Origin of the sequence: Dietzia alimentaria 72, assembly GCF_000226215.1 — a bacterium.
Lineage (GTDB): Bacteria > Actinomycetota > Actinomycetes > Mycobacteriales > Mycobacteriaceae > Dietzia > Dietzia alimentaria.
Genome location: NZ_AGFF01000003.1, coordinates 1 through 20,836 on the forward strand (window position 1 = coordinate 1; position 20,836 = coordinate 20,836).

Sequence of the window (20,836 nt, forward strand, 5' to 3'; positions counted from 1 at the left end):
CCGCCCGCCGCAGCCCCGGCCGCCGCTCGCCGCAGCCCCCGCCACGCACAGCTGCGACCGTCAATGCACTCGCGCGGCCGCCCCGGCGGTGGCGCGAGTGCATCGATGGCGGCGCCTACGTCCTGGGCGTGCAGGCGCGGGTGCAGATGCCCGGGCTTGGCGGGCTTGGCGGGCTGGGCGGGCTGGGCGGGCTGGGCGAGATCCGAAATTCCGTCAGCCGCGTTTGACTGCACGGTCGGCCCGGCGCCACACGCGGTAGGTGTACCACGACACGGCCAGCATCAGCAGAAGCACCAGCGACGCCCAGATCGAGGGCCGCCCGGTGACGATGAGTCCGACGGCATTGACCAGGGCCAGCACGGTGAAGAATCCGACAAACCCGCCGAGCATCTCGAGTCGCTGCCGGGTCCCGAGCGCGTTCCCGCCGGCCCGTGCCATACCGGTCAGCTCTTGAGTCCGCCGGCGGTGAGGCCGGAGATGATGCGTCGCTGGAAGATCAGCACCATGATCACCAGCGGCACGGTCACCAGCGCACCGGCCGCCATGATCGCGGCGTGCGGCGGCAGGTACGGGTTGACTCCGGAGAACCGGGCGATCGCCACGGTGACGGGTTCGGTGGCCGTGGTGGACAGCTGCTGCGAGAGCAGGAATTCGTTCCACGTGATGATGAACGCGAGGATTGCTGTGGTGAACAGGGCCGGCGCAGCGAGCGGCAGGATGATCTTGATGAACGCTTGACCGCGCGTGGCGCCGTCGACCCGGGCCGCCTCTTCGAGCTCCCACGGCAGGTCGTTGAAGAACGATGTGAGCGTGTAGATGGTCAGCGGCAGCGCGAACGAGATGTTGGGGATGATGAGCGCCTGGTAGGTGCCGATCCAGCCGATGTCGGTGAACAGCTGAAACAGCGGAGTAACTAGGGCGACGCCCGGGAACATCGAGGCCGCCAGGATGATGCCGGTGACCAGGAACTTACCGCGGAAGTCGACCCGGGCGAGCGCGTAGGCGGTAAAGATGCCGAAGGTCAGCGCCAGGGCGGTGGTGATGGAGCTGATGAGGATCGAGTTGATGATCGCGCCGAAGAAGTTGTTGCCGCTACTCGTGGACAGCGCCTCCCGGAAGTTGTCCAGGGTGAGGTGCGAGGGCACCGGGCTGGCGGAGAACACGAACCGGTTGTCGCGGAACGCTGTGACCAGCATCCAGTAGAACGGAGCGAGTCCCCAGACGAGGATCAGGACCGCGCCGAGGTAGGTCCCGACGGTCCGGCCGAGGGGCTTGCGCGGCGGCCTGAGATCCAGGTCGTCGTTGCGACCGGCAATGCCGGAGGTCGACGACGACGAGTTCACCGCCACGGTCGGCGAGGTGCCGGGCTCGGATGCTCGGTTGTTCACCGGATCTCCTCCTTGTTACCGGTGCGGTCCTCGACGACATTCGCTCCGAGGAACTTCACCATGACAAAGGCGACGGCGAAGATCAGGAGGAATACGAGTGTCGACACCGCCGAGGCGCTGTTGAAGTTGCCGGCCCGCATCTCGTTGACCACGAGCATCGACACGGTCGCGGTGGGCGAGGCGGAATTGGCGGACACCAGGATGACGGGGAGGTCGTACATCCGCAGCGCATCCAGGGTGCGGAAGAGGATGGCGACCATCAGCGCGGGCCGGACCAGCGGCAGGGTGATCCTGGTGAACTGCTGCCAGCGGGAGGCACCGTCGACGCGAGCCGCCTCGTAGACGTCACCCGGGATCATCTGCAGACCGGCCAGGATGAGCAACGCCATGAACGGGGCTGTCTTCCACACGTCGGCCACGATGATGGCGAGGCGGGCGTAGGTGGGGTCGGTGGTCCAGGCGATGTCGCGACCCAGAATGGTATTGGCGATGCCGTTGGGGGCGAAGATGAACGCCCAGAGCTTGGCGGTGACCGCGGTCGGGATGGCCCAGGGAACCAATACCGCCGCCCGGAGCAGCGAGCGGCCCCAGATGCTCTTGCCCATGATCACAGCCATGGCGAAGCCGAGCAGGGTCTCGAGGGAGACGGTGGTGACGGTGAAGAACAGCGTGTTGCCCATGGCGGGCCAGAAGTCGACCGCCGACGTCCCGGGCGGGCAGGTGACGGTGCCGTCGCCGCCCCGGGTTGGGCACGCCTGGGTGAGCCAGTAGAGATAGTGCTGGAATCCGGCGAATCCTCCGTCGGAGAACATGCCGGTGGCGGGGTCCAGGCCGCGATCGGCCATGAACGACAGGTAGACCGCGCGAACGATCGGATAGCCGATCACCACCGCGAGGATCGCGAGCGCCGGGCCTACCATCCATATCGGGCGCCAGTCGAACTTCTTTGCGACCAGCGGCGCCCGGGTTTTCTCGGTCGACGTCATCTCGTGCTCCTCGCCGGGTTTCGCCCGCTCCACCAATGAGACCGGTGGGCCCCGGGAACGTTACCCGGGGCCCACCTGCCGCGAATCAGTAACCGGGGGTCACCGACTCGCCTCGATCATCCGACCGGTGCGATCACCCAGCGGCCTGGTTGATCGCGTCGCTCATGTCGGTGAGTGCCTGCTCGACACTCTTCTGGTCCTTCAGTGCGGCGAAGGTGTTGTCCTGGATCGCCTTGGTGACATCCGGGTAGAACGGGGTGACCGGACGCGGCTCCGCGTTCTCAAGTGCAGCCTTCAGCGCGCCCATGTAGGGGAACTCCTGCTGGAGAGCCTCGTCGTCGTAGATCGAGGACAGCACCGGCGGGAAGGACTCCTTGGCGAAGCCCATCTGGACGTCCTCGGAGATGACGAACTCGAGGAACGCCGCGGCCGTGGCCTTGTTCTCCGAGTAGACGTTGATCGCGTTGTTGTAGCCGCCGAGGGTGGACTTGCCCGCCCCCTCCGGACCGACGATCGGTGCGACGTCGAACTTGCCCTGGACCTCGGACGTCGGGTCGCTCTGGCCCGACTCGTACATGTACGGCCAGTTGTAGGCGTACATCGTCCGTCCGCCGAGGAACGCCTGGGCGGTCTCCTCCTCGGTGAAAGCGTCTGACTTCATCGACACGACGTCGTTCTTGTAGGCGTCGACCAGCGCGGCCAGGCCGGCGCGGGCCTCTTCGCTGTCCAGCTCAGGCGTGTCGCCGTCGTCGCCCACGACCTTGCCGCCCCAGCTGTGGATGAACTGGGTCGCGGCGACCGTCAGGCCCTCGTACTGCTTGAGCTGCAGGTTGAGGCAGTCGACGGCGGCTTCCGCGGCGGCGCCACAGGACTCGACGAGCGCGCCCCAGTTGGCGGGAGCCTCCGGCTGCAGGTCGGTGCGGTAGTACAGCAGCTGGGCGTTGGTATTCTGCGGCACGCCGTAGAGGGTGCCGTTGTAGGTGGCCGAATCGACCGCGGCCTCGATCAGGCCGGAGGTGTCGACCTCGGTGTCGCCGTCTATCGGCTGAAGCCAACCGTTGGCCGCGAAGTACGCGGTGTCGGTGACGTCGAGAGCAAACACGTCGTACTCGCCGCTCTCGGTCTGAAGGGACTGGGTGAGCGTGTCGCGCTGACCGTCCTGCTCGGCGGGGAGCTCGTGGAGGGTGACCTCCTGGTCGGGGTTCTCCGCGTTCCACTTCTCGATGACCGGCTGGAGCTTGTCGGTGTCGTTGCTGCCCATCGCAAAGGTGATGGGGCCGACGCCCGAGGTGCCCGCGTCCGCCTCCTCGCTGCTCTCTTCCCCACCCGAGGAACAGGCCGATGCGACCATGGCGACGATGGATGCGGCCGCCGCCGCCTTGAGGAACCTGCCGTGAACGGCCATGCGCTCTCTCCTACTGTTGTGTCTCGACTCCCACCGGCGATTGCCGACGGTCAGTGAACCGGCGCCCGTGTGACACGGGTCTCACTGAGGACACGCTGAGCGTATCGCACGCCGCGCCGCAGGTGGGTGAACCCCGCCGGTCCGGCCCCGCCATCGCCCGAGGGTGTGTCGGAACCAGAAACCACTCCAGACACTTTAGCAACAACAGATGTTGTGGCATGTGCCTTCCCACAACATGTGACTTCGCGTCGGCGCCCGAGGGCACTCAGCGCAGTCGAGCACCGGTCTCGGCATCGAAGAAGCGCACCTCGCCGTCGTCGGCCTCAAGATGGATGGTCTCTCCCTTTCGCGGGTGGTCACCTGACTCCGCGCGGTAGACCACCGGGTCCCCCTCGTCGGTGGAACAGTGCAGGTAGCTGTCCGCTCCCAGCTCCTCCACCAGATCGACGGTCACCCGCAACCCGTGGCCGTCGGCGGCCATCCGCAGGTGCTCTGGTCGAACTCCCACCGTCACCAGGGTGCCGGCCCCGGCCGGGACGGGCTCACCGAATCCCTTGAGGTCCACCCGTCCGTCAGCGACGGGCGCCTCGAACAAATTCATGGACGGCGAGCCGATAAAACCGGCGACAAACGCGTTGACCGGGTTGTGGTACAGCTCGCGCGGGGTGTCGACCTGCTGCAGGATGCCGTCCTTGAGCACCGCCACACGGTCGCCCATCGTCATCGCCTCGACCTGGTCGTGGGTCACGTAGAGCATGGTGGTGTTGAGGTCCCGCTGCAGCTTGGCGATCTGCGCACGCGTGGCGACCCGGAGCTTGGCATCTAGATTGGACAGCGGTTCGTCCATGAGGAATACCTGCGGGTTACGGACGATCGCCCGGCCCATCGCCACGCGCTGACGCTGCCCGCCCGAGAGCTCCTTGGGCTTGCGATCCAGGTAATCGCTCAGGTCCAGCATCTCCGCCGCGCGGTCCACCCGCTCGGCGATCTCCTTCTTGGAGGCCTTGGCCAGCTTGAGCGCGAAGCCCATGTTCTCCCGCACCGTGTAGTGCGGATACAGGGCGTAGTTCTGGAACACCATCGCGATGTCCCTGTCCTTGGGCTCCTTGCCGGTGACGTCTTCGCCGCCGATGAGAATCCGGCCGGCAGCCACGTCCTCGAGCCCGGCGAGCGCGCGGAGAGTGGTGGACTTACCGCAACCCGACGGTCCCACCAGGACGAGGAACTCACCGTCGGCGATCTCCAGGTCGAGGCGGTCCACGCTGCGACGCGCGGCCCCCGGATAGATGATGGACACGTTCTCGAAGGTCACCGAAGCCATGCGAGATCTTTCCCTTCACCGGCAGGAACGTGCCGGACGATCCGAGTTAGAGGGCGAACATGGTGACTGTAGCGGCATGCGCGGTGGTTCATTCGCACTCCGCGCTCGGTGCCGTCAGCCCCGCGGCCGGGAGGACGCCCAGGCACGAGCACCCGCCGCCCTTCCCCGATAGTCGCCGTTTTGACGTGGCTACTGCGAATCTCAAGCCGGATTTTCGCAGTAGCGACGACAAAACTGGATGGTGGTCGAGGTTGGAGGTGGCCGAGGTGGGAGGTGGGCGAGGCGGGAGGTGGGCGAGGCGGGAGGTGGCCGAGCCGGTGCCTAGTGCGCGGACCCAGCCGGGGCGGACGCGGCCGGTCTGTCGCGGTCGTATGCGATGCCGCGTTGTGCGCACGCGGCGATGGAGGCGGCCACGCTCTCCGGGTCGTCGGACATCGGCACGTGCCCGTCAGCGGAGATCTCCACCCGGGCCTGCGGGAAGAGCCTGGAGGCGAGCTTGGACTGCCACACTGGCAGGACCAGGTCGAACCTGCCCCAGCGGATCGTGACGGGGAGGTCCTCATCAACCGGTGCGGAGAAGACGAATGAATGACGGTCCGCGTGCTCCAGCACCGTGTTGGTGACGATCGCACTGCCGTCGATGGCCGCCGCCTCCGCCGGATAGCGCCACGGCCGGACGCAGAACGCGCCCATCATCACGGTGCGACCGGCCGCCCGGGTGGTCAACGCCGGGATGTGGCGTTCCAGCTTACGGGCGAGCGTTCGGAGTCCCGAGAACACGGCGAGCGTGTATCGCCACTCGGTGTCGGAGCCGAAGAAGCCGGCGGGCGAGAGCGCGTTGACACTGCTGGCCAGTCCGCGGGCGCCCATCTCGAGCGCGAGAAAACCTCCCAGTGAGTTTCCGGCGATGTGGGGGCGCTCTCCGGCAGGCACAGTCGCTGCGAGGACCTCCGTGAGTTCGTCGACCATGAAATCCAGCGCCCTACCCTCCTCGGGGATGGGTTTCGATCCGCCGTGGCCGGGCAGGTCCACCACCACGACACGGAACCTGTCAGCGAGCAACGGGACGACCGGATCCCACGCGTGGCCACGGTGACAGACCCCATGGAGCAGCACGATCGTGGGACCTGAACCGGTGACCTGATGATGCAGAACCATGCGCACAGTGTCCTCCAGACCACCGACGTGCTGCCCCACGACTGCAAAAGAACATGTTTATATGTTGAACAGTCCTGCTTCGCGGAGGCGGATCAACTCCGCTCAGCGCTAGCGGGGAATGCCGCTTCGGGGGAAGCGGCTGTCAACGGGCTGGGGGATATGGACACCACGACGAGAAGCGCTGACGAGATCTCCACCGACATCCTCGAATCGCCGGACTCGATATCGGCCGACCCGGAGTGGTCCGACCCGGCCCTCGGGCTGACCACACCGGATCGCGACACCGCAATCGACACGCCGGATCTGGACCTGGCAATCGAAGTCCGACCGATCCTGTTGCGACTGGACCTGCTGGTCCGGCGGCAGAACACGCAGTACGCACTGAGCCGCGCGCAAACGTCGATCCTGCACACCCTGGCCTGCCACGGCCGACTGCGGATGAGCGACCTCGCCCGGCTCGAGAACGTCCGCGTTCCCACCACCAGCAACTCCGTCAGCGTGATCGAAGCCATGGGGTATGTAGTACGCGAGCCCGACGAGACGGACAGGCGTGGTGTGTGCGTCCGCCTGACCGATCTCGGACGCAGCCGGATCGAGCAGGTGCTCCAGAATCGCGACCTGGACTTCGCCCACCGGATGATCCAGCTCTCCTCCGAACACCGCGAACTCCTCGCAGAGGCGGTACCAGCCCTCAACGCCCTACTCGACGCCTTTGACGAGGACCAGGAGTCGACCGGACGGCGAGGGACGAGCGACTGAGCCGGGCCCGCGACTAACCTCGTCAGGCATGAGCACAATTCTGGTCACCGGCGCCTCTCGCGGGATCGGTGCCGCCACCGTCCGGGACCTCTCCGATCGTCACGACCTGATCCTGGTGGGCCGCGACACCGCGGCGCTGGAGGCGGTCGCCCGCGACTGCCGCTCGGCGCGCGTGGTGACGGCGGACCTCACCACCACCGACGGGGTCACGGATGCGGCCGTGGGGATCGACGCACTCGACGGCCTCATCCACTGCGCCGGGATTGCCGAACTCGACACCATCGACGCGTCGAACGCCGAGCAGTGGCGGCGGGCATACGAGGTGAACGTGGTGGCCGTAGTCGAGTTGACCCGCGTCCTGCTCCCAGCGCTGCGCGCGGCAGGCGGCCACGTCGTCGTCGTCAATTCCGGCGCGGGGAAACTCGCCAAGCCCGGGTGGGGCGCCTACAGCGCCTCCAAGTTCGCGCTGCGTGCCGTCACCGACACCCTCCGCGGCGAGGAACCCGACCTGCGCGTCACCTCCGTGTACCCCGGGCGCGTGGACACCGACATGCAGCGGGGCATCGTGGCCGCCGAGGGCAAGGACTACAACCCGTCCACTTTCCTGCGACCCGGGTCGGTGGCCGCGGTGATCCGCCAGGCCCTTGAGTCGACGCCCGACGCACACCCCACCGAGATCGACCTGCGGCCGCGCACCCACTGACCCGGGCCGCGGCGCGCCCCAACCCTTCCGGGTGATTTGCTCGGCCGATCCCGGTGCCACGCCGCCGCGCCTGTCGTACTCTCGTTAACACCATGACCAGCCTGGACGCGCCGCTGCGCATCACCGTGATCGGCGCGGGCGTGGTCGGCAGCTATCTCGGCGGCCGGCTCGCCCGCCACGCCGACGTGACCCTCGTCGGCCGACCCCACGTGCTGGATCCGATCCAGGCCGTGGGCCTGACCGTGGAATCCGTTGATGGCGACCGTCTCCACGTCCCCGCCGACGCCCTTGCGCTCGCCGGAACACCCGACTCGGTGCGCCATGCCGACGTGGTTCTGGTGTGCACCAAGGCCGGCCAGACCAGCGCGGCCACCGCCCAGTTCCTCCCCTTCCTGCGCCCTGAGACGCTGGTCGTGGGCCTGCAGAACGGTCTGCACTCGGCTGACCTTATTCGTGAGGCCGTGGACGACTCCCCGTGATCGCCGGCGTGGTGCCGTTCAACGTGGCACGCACCGGGCCCGCCACATACCGGCGTACCTCCCCTGGCGTGATCATCGTGGCCGAGCATCGGCAGGCGGAGCCCCTCATCGACGTGATGCGGGAGTCCGGGTTACCTACCCGGTCGACCGACGACATCCAGGCCGTCCTCCACGGCAAGGTCCTGCTCAACCTCAACAACGCGGTCCAGGCCCTGTCCGGACTGCCGCTGCGCGCACAACTCCTCGACCGTGATCTACGACGGAGCGTGGCGCTGTGTCAGGCCGAGGCGACTCGCGTGTTCACCGCGGTCGGGGTGGTCCCGCGCGTGCCCATCGCGGTACCTGCAGCTGCGTTGCCGCTGGCCATGCGCCTGCCCACGCCGGCGTTCCGGAGGCTCGCCCATGCGGTGATCCGGGTGGACGCCGACGGGACCTCGTCCATGAACGACGATCTGGTGCACGGCCGGCCCACCGAGGTGGACATCCTGCAGGGCGAGGTGGTGCGGATGGCGCAGTCCGTCGGCATGGAGGCGCCGGCCTGCGAGCGTATGTGCGAGTTGGTGCACGACGCGGAGCGCGCGGGCGACACGCGTCGCCAGTGGACCGGCACGGCGTTGTTGGCCGAACTCCAGCGTGCGCGCCGTCGGGCGCGGCGACTGGCGGCTCAGCGGGACTGAGCGACCGGCCGGTCACACGTCAGTCGTCGTAGCCGATCGAGAACGCGGCCTCGAGGTCGTGCTTGGACTGGGTCCGGAACGCGATGTGGGTTTCCGTATCCATCACGCCGGGAACCTTATTGAGGCGGTCCGAGACGATGTCGGCGATCTGTTCGTTACGGCGACCCCGTACGAGGACGATCAGGTCGATGGTCCCGGTGACCGAGTACACCTCCGACACGCCATCGATCTCGGCGATCGCGGACGCCACCTCGGGGATGCGTGCGGTCTCGGCGTGGACAAAGACGATGGCGGTGATCATGGGCCCAGATTACGTCGTTGCGGGCCCTGACCTCCGCCGACCGGGCAGCGTCAGCTCATGTTCTCGGGTGTCCAGTAGGCGCGCATCGAGGTGACCTTGCCCTGCTCGTCGTGGGTCATGAGGTCCCACACGTTGATCGTGGCCTTGCTGTCGGCGCCGAAGTGAGTGGTGATCTCGAAGTTGAACAGCAGGTCATTGCCGCAGACGCGGGCCTCGAGGACCTTGGCGTCGATCTTCAGCGCGGTGACGGTGGCGTAGAAGCCGCGGATCGCATCCAGGCCCTCGTGGACGGTACCGCCGCCGACCGGGTCCTCGACGGTGGCGTTCTCCGCGTAGAGCGCCATGACGGCGTCCAGGTCGCCGGCGACCAGTGCGGCGGTGTACGAATCGGCGGTGGAGCGGATCTGCTCAGGTGAGGCACTCATGGGTGTAGCCCTTTCGATGACGACGACGAGGTGGACCAAAGCCTAGAACGTGTTCTTATTCCGTGGGTGCGGACCCGGCTAATCGCCCTGACAGCGGGTGTCGTCAATCTTCTTGCGCGCGGTTTTCCGCAGGCCTACGCTGCATGCACCATCTGTCACAGAGGCGGTCGGCTGTCACCGGCACCCGGCCCGGGAGCGGGGTCCGACATGTCCACACTCAAACCGTCACCTCAGACTCCCGAGGAGGAGTCGTTCCACACCGGACGGGTGGTGCTCATCTCGATGGTCGCCGCGCTGGGCGGGTTCCTCTTCGGCTTCGACACCGCGGTGATCAACGGCGCCGTCGACTCCGTCCAGGAGACGTTCGGGATGAACGCCGCACTGACCGGATTCGCCGTCTCGTCGGCCCTCCTTGGGTGCATAGCCGGGGCCTATCTTGCCGGGCGCCTCGCCGACCGGTGGGGGCGCACCCGGGTGATGATTCTGGCCTCGGTGCTGTTCACCGCGAGCGCACTCGGATCCGGGCTCGCCTTCGGACCCGCGGACCTCATCGTCTGGCGGATCATCGGCGGGCTCGGCGTGGGTGCCGCGTCCGTCATCGCTCCGGCCTACATCGCCGAGGTCGCTCCGCCGGCGATCCGCGGGCGACTCGGCTCGTTGCAGCAGTTGGCGATCGTCTCCGGCATCTTTGTGGCCCTCCTCACCGACGCCTGGCTGGCGGGGGTCGCAGGTGGCGCGATCGAGGAGCTGTGGCTGGGGGCCGAGGCCTGGCGGTGGATGTTCTGGGCAGAGGTGATTCCCGCCGTGACCTATGGGGTGCTCGCGCTGACGATCCCCGAATCGCCGCGCTATCTGGTGGGCAAGGGCATGGTCGACCGGGCCCGCGAGGTCCTGCGTTCCATCCAGAAGGGCGGGATCGACAACCGGATCCGCGAGATCCGCGCGACTGTCAGCGAAGACGGTAAGCGGTCGTGGCGCGACCTTGTGAAGCCCGGCGGGATCAACCTGCTGCCCATCGTGTGGATCGGCATCGTCCTGTCGGTCTTCCAACAGGCCGTGGGCATCAACGTGATCTTCTACTACTCCACCTCGCTCTGGCAGTCGGTCGGCTTCACCGAGGAGGACGCGCTCACGCAGACCGTCATCACCTCCGTCACGAACATCGTGGTCACCATCGTGGCGATCGCTCTCATCGACAAGATCGGCCGCCGCAAACTGCTCATCACCGGTTCGGTGGGCATGACGCTCTCCCTGGCCGTGATGTCGCTGATGTTCAGCACCGCCACCATGGGGCCGGGCCCGGACGGCGAACTCGCTCCTCAGCTCGCCGACACCCAGGGACTGATCGCGCTCATCGCCGCCAACGGGTTCGTCGTGTTCTTCGGGATGTCGTGGGGGCCGGCGGTGTGGGTGCTGCTCGGCGAGATGTTCAACAATCGCATCCGCTCCGCGGCCCTGGGGCTCGCGGCGGCCGCGCAGTGGCTCGCAAACTTCGCCGTGTCCACGGCGTTCCCGCCGATGGCCGAGCTCAGCCTGACGTTCACCTACGGTTTCTACGCGGTGTCGGCGCTACTTTCACTGTTGTTCGTCGCCAAGTTCATCCCGGAGACGAACGGCCGGTCTCTCGAAGACATGTAGCAGGCAGGTCAGGCGGCCTCCTCGGGCGTGCGGACCAGGCAGTAGAGGTCCGTGCGAAGGGTCGCCGGATCCATGTCGGGCGACGGTTCGGTCACGTAGCTCTCCCAAAACGGGATGCCGGGTGTCATCCCCTTCGCTCCGATTTCGCCCAGGAACCGGCCCCACGCCTCGCCGAGTCCATCGAACCCACCGACGTGGCTGGTCACGGCCACAACGCCTGCCGGAAGTGCGGAGGCGACCACGCGCAGACCCTCCACCTCGACGGGATCGTCGTCGAGCTGTTCGAGCAGCGGGCCGTCGAGCGGGAACCCGATCTCCACGTCTGCCATCGCGTCGGGGCCGTCGGTAAGTCGGGTGTACAGCGCGAATGCCGGCCCGGCGGGCTGCAGTCCCTGCGCGAACGCGGCGGGGAAGGCTCTACCGAACACCGCGTCGAACAACCCGCTGATGGTGGCCATCGGGACATCGTCGGCACGCACCACCACGGTCGGCACGGTGCGGCCTCGCAGCAGCACGATCTCGCCGAGTGGCTCAGGGCCGAGGTCGGGGTACCCGGGTGGCGGGTCGTTCGGGATCGCCGGGCTCTGGTCGTGAGATGGGAAGGGAGACGACGACATGGGCTGCCCTCTCGGGGTCGTGATGGCTCCTCACAGTGTGCGCTGTGGGCCCGCGCAGCGGAAGGGCCCGCCAATCGGCGAGCGGGGCGGATGCGGCCTGAGTGCGCTGCGAGGACAATCGCAAACATGCACCGCCGTCTCCGCACACCCAACCAGAGAGTCCACCTCGAAGGCGATCTACCGTGAGCGTCGTTGGCGGTCAGGGCGCTGGTTCGGGCGCGGGCTCGGTAACGCAGTGCGCGACCTGCGGCGTCGAGCGGGCCGAACCACTGCCCGAGCTGTGCCCGATCTGCGCTGATGAGCGGCAGTTCGTGCCGTCCACGGGCCAACGATGGACTACACCGGAGGAATCCAGGGCGGGTGGCGCGTCCATCGAGTTCACCGAGCGCGAGACGGATGTCATCTCGCTCGCACAGCGGAACTGCCCCGGAATCGGGCAGAAGCCCGCTCTCATCCGCACCAACCACGGGAACGTGCTGGTCGAGGTGCCTAACTTCATCAGTGATGAGGCGATCGCTGCCATCCGTGTGTGGGGTGGCCTTTCTGCAATCATCGCGTCGCACCCGCACATGTACGGGGTGCAGTCATTGTGGTCGGCGGCCTTCGACGACTGCCCGGTCTACGTCTCGGCACCCGATGAGCGCTGGCTCGGCCTCCGACCGCGCAACACCGTGGTGTGGCGCCGCGAGTCCCAGATCGAGATCGTTCCGGGGGTACACGCCTCGCAGCCCGGCGGCCATTTCCCGGGGAGCGCAGTAGTGCACTGGACCGCGCCCGACGGCCGCGGGGTGCTGTTCACCGGCGACACCATCGGGACGGTCGCCGACCCGGAGTGGGTGACGTTCATGCGCTCGTTCCCCAACTGGATGCCACTGTCCGGGGCGGTCGTGCGCCGGATTGCCGAGCACGTCTCGCGATATGACTTCGATCGTCTCTACGCCAACTTCGGCGGCTGCGTCCCACGGGATGCCCGCGCCGTTGTCCACCGCTCGGCCGAGCGGTATGCAGCCTGGGCCGACGGTGAGTACGACCATCTCACCTGATGTTCCGCCCGGCAGCAGTCGGAGCCGTTGGAGCAGCAACAAACGAGCCAAAGGCGGGTCTCGCGTAACCAACGTCGTGTCTGGTGATCCTCGGACACGTCGGGTCCATTGCATACACTGGCATGACCCACGTCGGTGAGGTCCGCGCGGACGATGTTGACGCGATCTCCGGCGCCGCAGGCAGTATGGGGACACCGACGTCAGGAGCATCAATGAGTTCATCGACATACGTCGACGGGATCCAGGTCATGTGGCGACCCGGTTGCCCGTTCTGCATGACACTTCGCAGTTCGTTGCGGCGCCGCGGAATTGCCACGACGGACGTCGACATCTGGTCGGATCCTGATGCCGCGGCGAGAGTCCGCGCGGCGACAGGCGGCGACGAGACTGTTCCGACCGTCTTCGTGGGCGAGCGCGCAATGGTCAATCCAAGCGTCAACCAGATTGTCGCCGCCGTCAAGAGCGAGCTACCGCATCGAGTAGACGAGTTGGTCCCGCCCACAGCGGAAACCGGGAAGTGGCGCACGATATTTGGCTTAGGTAAGCGGGCAACGTCGTGACCCCGGTGTCAGCGTGACGATCGCGGCCGGGCCGGTCACCTTGTGACCTGAGCAGACCTTTCAGCCCGTCCAGGCCGGACCGCGCGCAGCGCGTTGAGAATCACCACCAGATCCACCACCTCTTGGCTGAGCGCACCGATCACCGCGGGGATCGAGCCCGTCGCCGCCACCAGCATCAACCCGACGGACAGGGCGATCCCGATCCAGATGCTCTGCAGCGCCACGTGCATCGTGCGCTGTCCTACGCGCACCGCGCTGGCCACCCTCCCCAGGTGCTCGGTAAGGATCACGATGTCCGCCGACTCGCTGGCCGCGGTCGACCCTCGGCCTCCCATCGCGATTCCGACATCTGCCACAGCAAGGGCCGGCGCGTCGTTGACGCCGTCGCCCACCATGATCACCGTTCGGTTGGGGAGTTCGCGGACGAGGCGCACCTTGTCCTGCGGCAGCAGCTCGCCCCACGCCTTGTCCAGGCCCGCGGCCGCCGCCACGTGGTCCACCGTGGTCTGCGCGTCACCGCTGAGCACCAGCTGGTCGGTCACTCCCAGCTCGGTGAGCGCCGCGACCGTGTCCCGTGCGTCCTCTCGCAGCTGATCGGCCATGACGACGACGCCGGCGAACCGTCGATCAATCGCGACGTAGACAGCCAGTTCACCGGGTTCGAGATCCGCCTCGGCCACCTGCCCGGCGTGCTCGGCGACGAATCGACGCTTGCCGACCACCACCGCATGTCCGTCCACCGTCGCGGTGACCCCGTTGGTGGCCTCCTCATGTGCGTCTTCGGCGGGAGACAGCTCCAACCCCCGCTCTCGGGCGGCGGTCTGTACCGAGGTGGCCACCACGTGCGAGGAATATTGCTCTGCCGACGCCGTCAGCTGCAGCAACGCCAGCTCCCCCGCGGTGTCGTCCCACTCGGACCCTGGAGCAGGTCGGACGGCCACCAGCTCCGGGCGACCGTAGGTCATCGTCCCGGTCTTGTCGTAGGCAACGGTCCGGACGTTCGCCAGTCGTTCAAGGGTGCCCGCGTCCTTGACGACGACGCCGGTGCGTGCCGCCCGGCCCATGCCACCGAGGAACGCGACGGGCGCGGCGATGAGCAGCGGGCAGGGGGTGGCCACCACCAGTACTTCGGCAAAGACCACCGGGTCGGACCAGTACCACCAGGCAGCGCTCGCGATCGTCAGGGACAGCACGGTGAACGGGACTGCGTAGCGGTCTGCGAGCCGCACCACCGGTGCCCTCGACTCCGCAGCGGTGCGCACCATCTCGACGATCCGCGCGTACTGGCTGTCGGCGGCGGTGCTCGTCGCCCGCACCAGGATGGCTCGGGTGCCGTTGATCGAGCCGGACAGCAGATCCTCCCCCCGCTGCCGGGTGACGGGAAGGCTTTCCCCGGTGATCGAGGACTCGTCCAGCTCGGCCTCGTCGTCTTCAAGGTGGCCGTCGACCGGTAGGACCTCGCTCGGTCGGAGCAACAGCAGCTCCCCCGGCTGCACGTCCTCGGCCGGGACCTCCTGAACCGAGCCGTCGTCGAGCACCCTGCGGGCGGTACGTGGGGTCCGATCCAGGAGCGCGTTCAACTCTCGGCGCGCCCGCCCCGCGGCGTAGTCCTCCAGGGCCTCGCCTCCGGTGAGCATGAGCACCACCACGAGTGCAGCGACGTATTCGCCCACTGCGACGGTCGCGGTCACGGCGGTGACGGCGAGGATGTCGATCCCCCAATGCCCGGCCATCAGATCGCGGACCATCCCCCGGGCGACCCACAACGCCACGGCCCCGGCCCACAGCGAGCCGATCCACTGCGCCAGACCGGCCTGGCCGCCCAGCAGCAACGCTGCCACCACAGCGAGGACAAGCAACGAGGCGACCACCAGCGGATACGCGCGCATGACACTGGCAGCTGTTCTCCCGCCGGCGGGGCCCGAGGCGCCGGCGCGGTCGTCAAGGCCGTCGCCCGGGTTCGGCTCATCCCCGACTACGTGCGCGTCTTCCCGAAAACCAGCCATGCGGTCATCCTCCCCCACGACCGCAGCGGCGCGCCTCGTGTCGCGCTACCCCACGCTGAGGGACTGCACGCGGACGAGGATCGTCGGCTCGGTCGAGTGCGCGCCCTGGAGCGCGGTGCGGACAACTTCCTGGATCTCCCGCACTATCTCACGCGTCTCCCGAGAGTGATCTACGCACACCTCCACCACGACTTCGCCCTTGTCGCTGTCGATGTGGAGACCGAAATGGTTCGCGGCCCCTGGGGCGCGCCGGATACGTGCGTCCAGGGTGCGCAGAGTGGTCCCGATCCCGGGCTCGATGCCCAGAACGCCCGGCACCGAGGTGACCAGGCCGATGATGTCCGCTCCGGCGGGCTCAGCTGTCATGGAGGTCCTCGATGTGGATGTCGACGACGACGTCGGTCAGGTCGAGGTCCTGTGCGCAGGCGGTCTGGACGGAGGTCCGAACCCGATTGGCCAATGCAGGTAGGTCGGGCGCAGCAGCACTGGCTGAGATGCGACAGAAGATCCGCTGTGGGGTTCCTCGCGTGAGCCAGTCCGGAACGGTCGCGTGATCGAACGAGGTTTTCAGCGCAATCGCGCCGGGGACGCGGTCCACGGTCGTGCGGACGAGAGTGCGCAGTGAGAGCTCGGACAGTGTGAACGGGCCGAGACTGGTGGGCGGCATCTGCACCTGAGCGCCATGACGGACGTCCGCTCGGACTGACTCGGAGAGAGAAGCCCGAGCGCGGTGCGACAACTGCACCCCGGTCTCGCCCCGCTCCTCTAACTCGTCCCATTCACTGTGCAGGGCGCGGACCAACTCGAGGTACCGCCGGGTCGCGGCGTTCTCATCCTGCTCTCGGGGGCCGGAAGGGTTGTCCACGGGGCTCACCGCCATTCCTCCATCTGTTGCATGACTCGTACCCGGGCGCGGGCGAGTCGTCCTCGTGCGGCCGCCTCCGTGATCCCTAGGGTCATGGCGACCTCCAGGTAGGTCATTCCCTCGACCTCACGCAGTGCCCAGCATGACCGTAACCCCGGCTCCAGCGACGCCAGTACCCGGGCGAGCGCCTGCAACTGCACGTTGACCTGGGTGGCGTGCGCGGGATCGGAAGCGGGCCGCTCGTCCCCCCGGCGCTCCAGGACCTCGGTCGGTTGCGCCTCCGTGGCCCGCCGCAGACGTCGACGCGCGACATCGGTCGCGCGGCGGGAACTGATGCGGGAGACCCAGCTGCGAAACGCATCGGGGTCGTCCAGCAGATGCAGTTTCCGCCACGCCGTCAATAAGCTCTCCTGGACGATGTCCTCGCTGTCCTGTCGATCTCCCACCATGAGATAGACGATGCGGAACAGCCGCCCCTGGTGCCGGTCGACCAGGCGCTCGAACGCACCGGCGTCTCCGTCCTGAGCACGCAGCACTAGAACCCGGTCATCGACATCCTCGTCGGCGCTGCCCCTTTCCCTCATACGGTCTCGCGCGTACGTGACTCGCTCGGCGACTTATCGCCTCGGTTCCCCCTGGGCACGTAATCGTGCGCGTCGTCCACGCTTACTCGGGACGGCGCGGCGGTCGAGCGTAGCCGGACGAGCAGGTCGACACGTCTCGGCGCCGAACCCAGGGCGGTGCTCACGTCGGCGGCGATGAGGCTGCGGGCCTGCTCGATCGTCCATTCCACCTCAGCGCCCTCGGACACCGCGATCTCCGCCTGGATGCAGAGGTCGACGGTCGAACCCGAGACGTGGACGGATCCGTCCAGGACACCGGGTGAGTCCGCGACGCGTTCGGCGAGCGCTCGCTCGAGGACCGCTGGCTCCACGGAAGCCAGCACCGTGCGGTCCCCGTCGTGAAAGCGGAGGACCGTGTTTCCCGGCTGTGACGGAATCTGCCCGAGGAGCAGCGCGAGGCCTGCCAGCGTGGCGAGCACCGCGACCACCGAAGCTACTGTCACGAGCCACACGCGGTGGGTCTGGACCAGCGCATCGACGGTCTGCTCGCCGGGCACGAGGACACCGCGGAGCGCCCCGACCGAGGAGAAGAGCCCGAAGGCGACCGCGCCGAGCCAGGCCGCGGCCACGAGGGCGAGCACGCCCACCACAAGGAGCACTAGGCGGTTGCGGGTTCCGGAGAGCGAACGCATGATGTGTCCCCTTCAGCTTCGGCGAGTGATTCGGACCCGGGGCGGTGCCGACCGGGCGAGGTGCAGTTCCTCGACTGCCTGATCGACGGCGGCCCTGGCCGAGTGGAGTACCGGTTCGGTGTCGTCGACGACCGTGCGGACGACGACGTCGGTACGACGACGCTTGACCTCCACGCGGGCGCTGTGCACCCCGTCCACTTGCTCGGCGCGACGGCGGATCCGTCTGGCCAGGTCGCGACGGGAGATCGCGGTGTCACCGGGAATGTCGCCGGCCAGGATCCTGGTTCGGGACGGTCGACCCGGGACGAGCGCCGACAAGATCATCAGCAACCCAAGCACGGCCAGAGCAACCGCCACCACTTGTGCGGCGATCGAATCGAGCCGGGTGTCGGCTATCGCGGTAACGGCGCCAGCGGCCTCGGTCGGGACGGTGCCGTGGAGGAAGTACGCGCCCAGTAGCCATAACCCCAGCGCCCCGCCCACCAGTAGGACAATCGAGAGGAGCACTGCGGGGATCGCCCGAGCGGGGTGTCTGACCAGTCTCCGCGGAGTAGCCGGGGCACTCATCGCAACTCTCCTCTCCCCCGGTGGTCGGGATTGAGCCAGGAGATCTCGATATCCATTCGGCCGACCTGCAGCCCGGTCAGGAATTCCACCCGTTCGATTACATGCTGCCGCAGTCGGAGACTCGTCGAGGTGAGATCGACGGGGAAGGCCATACCGACATCGATTCTGAGCACGGCGACCTTTCCGTAGAGATCGCACTCCGCCGAGGGGCGCGAGTCGAAGTTGCGGCGAGCCCCTACGCCCAGGACCCCGCCGGCTGCTCCGCCGACCCGGGGGACCTCGGACGCCGCCTGTTCCGCTATGCGAGCGACTACGGCCGAGGGGATCGTCGTCGAGCCCCGTTGTTCAGGTGGCGCGATCGTCATCGCTCATCGCCCCCGACGATCGGTGACGCCCCTGATGTCGATGCGACCCTCGATGGCCAGTCCGACCACCACTCCGATGACGCCGAACACGGCGACGACTAAGAACTGGGTCACAGACCCGAACGCGGCGACCGCGCCGAGAAACAGCCCCACCAGCAGGGCGAGATGGGTTGTCTTCATGAGTACTCCTCGTTCAGGGGTGCGAGGGCGGGCCGCTGATCCCGCCCCGGCGGTGGGATGAGCTACCTGAGTTCGCCGGTTCGAGGGGGCTGGGACCCACCCCGGGACTCGGCGCCGTCATCTTCTTGGGGCAGGTGGACGTCCGATACATGAATGTTGACCTCGACTACCTCGAGGCCTGTAGTGCCCTCCACCTGCTCGATGATGTTGCGACGGATCGCGTCACCGACTTCCACGAGTGAAGCGCCGTACTCGACCACGACCGTCACATCGACGGCGGCCTGCGTATCGCCCTTCTCCACGCTGATGCCGCCAGAGACGTTCGTCTGCGCGTTGGGGATGCGGTCCGTGACCGCCGAGAACGCCCGGCGGGTCGCGCTACCCATGTCGTAGACCCCAGGAACCTCCCGGGCCGCCATCCCCGCGATCTTGGCGACGACGGTCTCGTCCATGGTTGTCACACCTCGCGAGGTCTGTAGCGGTCCTCTGGGGGTGAACTCCTCGACTTGGTTGTCCTGGGCCTCACGGGCAGCGGCCTGTTCGGCCCGTTCCTTCTGCTGGCCGGTCTGGGGAACCGATGGGTCCGACATAATTCCTCCTCATTTGACGACCGACCTCCGGCCGATCGCGTAGAACACCTACACCCCTAAGACGTCACGAGTATCGGAATCCTCACGCGGAGACGCGCTCCCCGGCTTCCGGGCCGGAAGAGAGTCGGTACGGTCAGAGCAACCCCCATACGAGTCGAAGGTGACGCGGTGCCCCAGAGATACGGCGACTTCGCCACATGGACAGGCTCGATCGGCACGGTGGCCGCATTCGCGGTGGCCTACTACCAGATCCACCAAGAGCGGCGGCACCGCGTGAAGCGGGAGCTCGCTGACCGGATAGCGGCGAGGCGAGAACACGCCGATCGGGTTTCCGCGTGGGTCTCGGGGACAGATCTCGTAATCGCCAACCGCTCGCCCCACCCGATCCACGATGTCGACGTCACGCTCCGCGGTGAGCAACCGGATGACAACGCCGCAGAGGATCGGACGTCGGCCCTCCACGTGTCAGTTGTACCGCCGGGCGAGCACCGCACCGCACTCGCCGAGTCTGGGGAGATCATGCACGTGGCACACATGACGTTCACCGATTCCCGTGCAGACCGGTGGTCAAGGGAAACCGGTGCGCATCCCTTTCGAGTGGACGCCCGCGAATAACAGGGCCCGCGGACTGCGAAGTTCACCTCTCAGGCGTACAGTGACGTAGATCACACCAAGGGGGGTCGATGACGACACCCGACCGAGGACTGCAGCCACTGCCACCGCCACCGGGGCCGGCAACCGGCTTCTCCACTTCCTACCGCGTGCGGACAGCAGACGTCGACCCGCAGAGTCGGCTCCGCCTAGACAGCGTCGCCCGCTATCTCCAGGACATCGCCAACGACGATCTCGAGGCGACCAACCACGCAGACACGGACCCCTATTGGATCGTGCGCCGAACCGTGACCGACGTCATCGAACCGATCACCTGGCCCGCGACAGTGCACCTGCAGCGCTGGTGCTCGGCCGTATCGACCCGATGGGCGAGCATGCGGGTGCGGCTCACCTCCGAGCCCAACCCGAGCGCGCTCAGCCCCCACAGACGACAGGGCGGACTGGTGGAGACCGAGGCATTCTGGATCGCCGTCAACGAGCACGGCATGCCCACGCGGATCAGCCCCTCCGGCTTCGCCATGCTCGCAGCGATGACCGAGACACATCGCCTGCGCTGGCATGGCATGACACCCGCCCTGCCCACACAGGCAGCCGACCCTGACGCACTGCCGGACCGGCCTCATGTCCTCCGCACTACCGACTTCGACCCGCTCCAGCACCTCAACAATGCGGCCTACCTCAGCGCGGTCGAAGACGAACTCTCGGACCATCCGGACCTGCGGCGCCCTCCATACCGCGTGGTGATCGAGTACTTGCGCCCGGTCCCGCCGGGCACCACTGTCACCGTGCGCCGGCGTCGGCACGGGGGCGAGTTGCAGATGTGGATGAACGCAGATGATCGGGTCGCGGCCGCCGTTACAGTCACGAGCTCGTAGTACGTCCACCGGAATCGGCCCTGATCGCTACTTTTGCGATTTCGTTCGCGCGAAGACCGAA

Annotated in this window: 28 protein-coding genes; 9 read left to right on the forward strand and 19 right to left on the reverse strand. The window is 67.4% G+C overall.

The genetic code is table 11. The annotated features are described in order from the left end of the window. The 7 genes from ON04_RS16890 to ON04_RS00285 all read right to left on the reverse strand — a co-directional run. A partial coding sequence (locus ON04_RS16890; protein WP_238529178.1) for a hypothetical protein occupies nucleotides 1–233 on the reverse strand: 233 nt, incomplete at its 3' end. Next, the gene (locus tag ON04_RS00260; RefSeq protein WP_010539557.1) at nucleotides 214–438 is read right to left on the reverse strand and encodes a hypothetical protein; all 225 of its coding nucleotides are present in this window, start codon (nucleotides 436–438) and stop codon (nucleotides 214–216) included. The genes ON04_RS16890 and ON04_RS00260, both read right to left, overlap by 20 nt. Nucleotides 439–443: 5 nt before the next feature. Continuing rightward, nucleotides 444–1,295 (reverse strand): carbohydrate ABC transporter permease, encoded by an 852-nt coding sequence (locus ON04_RS00265; protein ID WP_029457376.1) that lies wholly within the window; start codon nucleotides 1,293–1,295, stop codon nucleotides 444–446. Nucleotides 1,296–1,384: 89 nt separating this feature from the next. Continuing rightward, the gene (locus tag ON04_RS00270; RefSeq protein ID WP_010539559.1) at nucleotides 1,385–2,374 is read right to left on the reverse strand and encodes a carbohydrate ABC transporter permease; all 990 of its coding nucleotides are present in this window, start codon (nucleotides 2,372–2,374) and stop codon (nucleotides 1,385–1,387) included. A gap of 133 nt (nucleotides 2,375–2,507) precedes the next feature. Beyond that, nucleotides 2,508–3,779, reverse strand: coding sequence for an ABC transporter substrate-binding protein (locus tag ON04_RS00275; RefSeq protein WP_010539560.1), 1,272 nt, complete (start codon nucleotides 3,777–3,779; stop codon nucleotides 2,508–2,510). Between the two features lie 265 nt (nucleotides 3,780–4,044). Next, nucleotides 4,045–5,100: an ABC transporter ATP-binding protein gene (locus tag ON04_RS00280; protein WP_010539561.1), complete on the reverse strand. Its 1,056-nt coding sequence runs from the start codon at nucleotides 5,098–5,100 to the stop codon at nucleotides 4,045–4,047. 321 nt (nucleotides 5,101–5,421) lie between these two features. Next, complete coding sequence (locus ON04_RS00285) at nucleotides 5,422–6,258, reverse strand: alpha/beta fold hydrolase (protein ID WP_010539562.1); 837 nt, start codon at nucleotides 6,256–6,258, stop codon at nucleotides 5,422–5,424. A 159-nt stretch (nucleotides 6,259–6,417) separates the two neighbouring features. Here ON04_RS00285 and ON04_RS00290 point away from each other — a divergent pair, with 159 nt between their 5' ends. The 4 genes from ON04_RS00290 to ON04_RS16900 all read left to right on the forward strand — a co-directional run bounded on the left by ON04_RS00290 (nucleotide 6,418) and on the right by ON04_RS16900 (nucleotide 8,876). Further along, complete coding sequence (locus tag ON04_RS00290) at nucleotides 6,418–7,017, forward strand: MarR family winged helix-turn-helix transcriptional regulator (RefSeq protein WP_010539563.1); 600 nt, start codon at nucleotides 6,418–6,420, stop codon at nucleotides 7,015–7,017. Between the two features lie 28 nt (nucleotides 7,018–7,045). Then, nucleotides 7,046–7,720, forward strand: coding sequence for an SDR family oxidoreductase (locus ON04_RS00295; RefSeq protein WP_010539564.1), 675 nt, complete (start codon nucleotides 7,046–7,048; stop codon nucleotides 7,718–7,720). Between the two features lie 92 nt (nucleotides 7,721–7,812). Beyond that, nucleotides 7,813–8,199, forward strand: coding sequence for a ketopantoate reductase family protein (locus tag ON04_RS16895; RefSeq protein ID WP_010539565.1), 387 nt, complete (start codon nucleotides 7,813–7,815; stop codon nucleotides 8,197–8,199). Further along, nucleotides 8,196–8,876 (forward strand): ketopantoate reductase C-terminal domain-containing protein, encoded by a 681-nt coding sequence (locus ON04_RS16900; protein ID WP_010539566.1) that lies wholly within the window; start codon nucleotides 8,196–8,198, stop codon nucleotides 8,874–8,876. Before ON04_RS16895 ends, ON04_RS16900 begins: the two co-directional genes overlap by 4 nt. Nucleotides 8,877–8,895: 19 nt before the next feature. Here ON04_RS16900 and ON04_RS00305 read toward each other — a convergent pair whose 3' ends face one another. Together ON04_RS00305 and ON04_RS00310 are read right to left on the reverse strand one after the other, a co-directional pair. Continuing rightward, entirely contained in the window at nucleotides 8,896–9,177 is a 282-nt protein-coding gene (locus tag ON04_RS00305; protein WP_010539567.1) for an Lrp/AsnC family transcriptional regulator, read from the reverse strand. A 50-nt stretch (nucleotides 9,178–9,227) separates the two neighbouring features. Continuing rightward, complete coding sequence (locus ON04_RS00310) at nucleotides 9,228–9,602, reverse strand: nuclear transport factor 2 family protein (RefSeq protein WP_010539568.1); 375 nt, start codon at nucleotides 9,600–9,602, stop codon at nucleotides 9,228–9,230. A 207-nt stretch (nucleotides 9,603–9,809) separates the two neighbouring features. Here ON04_RS00310 and ON04_RS00315 point away from each other — a divergent pair, with 207 nt between their 5' ends. Then, entirely contained in the window at nucleotides 9,810–11,240 is a 1,431-nt protein-coding gene (locus tag ON04_RS00315; protein WP_010539569.1) for a sugar porter family MFS transporter, read from the forward strand. A gap of 8 nt (nucleotides 11,241–11,248) precedes the next feature. On the opposite strand, the gene ON04_RS00320 is transcribed toward ON04_RS00315, so the two are convergent. Beyond that, nucleotides 11,249–11,857, reverse strand: a complete 609-nt coding sequence (locus ON04_RS00320; protein WP_010539570.1) for a GyrI-like domain-containing protein — start codon at nucleotides 11,855–11,857, stop codon at nucleotides 11,249–11,251. A gap of 182 nt (nucleotides 11,858–12,039) precedes the next feature. On the opposite strand from ON04_RS00320, the gene ON04_RS00325 reads away from it, so the two are divergent. Then, nucleotides 12,040–12,900, forward strand: coding sequence for an MBL fold metallo-hydrolase (locus ON04_RS00325; protein ID WP_010539571.1), 861 nt, complete (start codon nucleotides 12,040–12,042; stop codon nucleotides 12,898–12,900). Nucleotides 12,901–13,112: 212 nt separating this feature from the next. Then, complete coding sequence (locus ON04_RS00330; protein ID WP_010539572.1) at nucleotides 13,113–13,460, forward strand: glutaredoxin family protein; 348 nt, start codon at nucleotides 13,113–13,115, stop codon at nucleotides 13,458–13,460. A gap of 35 nt (nucleotides 13,461–13,495) precedes the next feature. Here ON04_RS00330 and ON04_RS00335 read toward each other — a convergent pair whose 3' ends face one another. The 9 genes from ON04_RS00335 to ON04_RS00375 all read right to left on the reverse strand — a co-directional run bounded on the left by ON04_RS00335 (nucleotide 13,496) and on the right by ON04_RS00375 (nucleotide 19,288). Continuing rightward, a complete protein-coding gene (locus ON04_RS00335; RefSeq protein ID WP_010539573.1) occupies nucleotides 13,496–15,466 on the reverse strand; it encodes a heavy metal translocating P-type ATPase in 1,971 nt (656 codons plus the stop codon). A 45-nt stretch (nucleotides 15,467–15,511) separates the two neighbouring features. Further along, on the reverse strand, nucleotides 15,512–15,832 hold the full coding sequence (locus ON04_RS00340; protein ID WP_010539574.1) for a hypothetical protein: 321 nt from the start codon (nucleotides 15,830–15,832) through the stop codon (nucleotides 15,512–15,514). Then, nucleotides 15,822–16,346, reverse strand: coding sequence for a hypothetical protein (locus tag ON04_RS00345; protein WP_010539575.1), 525 nt, complete (start codon nucleotides 16,344–16,346; stop codon nucleotides 15,822–15,824). The genes ON04_RS00340 and ON04_RS00345 overlap by 11 nt, the downstream gene beginning before the upstream one ends. Then, nucleotides 16,337–16,915 carry an RNA polymerase sigma factor gene (locus tag ON04_RS00350; protein ID WP_050815220.1) on the reverse strand — a complete coding sequence of 193 codons (579 nt, stop codon included), beginning with the start codon at nucleotides 16,913–16,915 and terminating at the stop codon, nucleotides 16,337–16,339. The genes ON04_RS00345 and ON04_RS00350 overlap by 10 nt, the downstream gene beginning before the upstream one ends. Beyond that, nucleotides 16,912–17,586 (reverse strand): hypothetical protein, encoded by a 675-nt coding sequence (locus ON04_RS00355; protein ID WP_010539577.1) that lies wholly within the window; start codon nucleotides 17,584–17,586, stop codon nucleotides 16,912–16,914. The genes ON04_RS00350 and ON04_RS00355 overlap by 4 nt, the downstream gene beginning before the upstream one ends. Nucleotides 17,587–17,598: 12 nt before the next feature. Continuing rightward, complete coding sequence (locus tag ON04_RS00360) at nucleotides 17,599–18,153, reverse strand: alkaline shock response membrane anchor protein AmaP (RefSeq protein ID WP_010539578.1); 555 nt, start codon at nucleotides 18,151–18,153, stop codon at nucleotides 17,599–17,601. After that, the gene (locus ON04_RS00365) at nucleotides 18,150–18,518 is read right to left on the reverse strand and encodes an Asp23/Gls24 family envelope stress response protein (protein WP_010539579.1); all 369 of its coding nucleotides are present in this window, start codon (nucleotides 18,516–18,518) and stop codon (nucleotides 18,150–18,152) included. The genes ON04_RS00360 and ON04_RS00365 overlap by 4 nt, the downstream gene beginning before the upstream one ends. 3 nt (nucleotides 18,519–18,521) lie before the next feature. Next, nucleotides 18,522–18,698: a hypothetical protein gene (locus ON04_RS16805; protein ID WP_010539580.1), complete on the reverse strand. Its 177-nt coding sequence runs from the start codon at nucleotides 18,696–18,698 to the stop codon at nucleotides 18,522–18,524. A gap of 62 nt (nucleotides 18,699–18,760) precedes the next feature. Beyond that, the gene (locus ON04_RS00375; protein WP_010539581.1) at nucleotides 18,761–19,288 is read right to left on the reverse strand and encodes an Asp23/Gls24 family envelope stress response protein; all 528 of its coding nucleotides are present in this window, start codon (nucleotides 19,286–19,288) and stop codon (nucleotides 18,761–18,763) included. A 168-nt stretch (nucleotides 19,289–19,456) separates the two neighbouring features. Between ON04_RS00375 and ON04_RS00380 the strand changes: the two genes are divergently transcribed. Next, nucleotides 19,457–19,903, forward strand: coding sequence for a hypothetical protein (locus tag ON04_RS00380; protein WP_010539582.1), 447 nt, complete (start codon nucleotides 19,457–19,459; stop codon nucleotides 19,901–19,903). A gap of 68 nt (nucleotides 19,904–19,971) precedes the next feature. Next, entirely contained in the window at nucleotides 19,972–20,775 is an 804-nt protein-coding gene (locus tag ON04_RS00385; RefSeq protein WP_010539583.1) for an acyl-[acyl-carrier-protein] thioesterase, read from the forward strand. Nucleotides 20,776–20,836 lie beyond the last annotated feature (61 nt).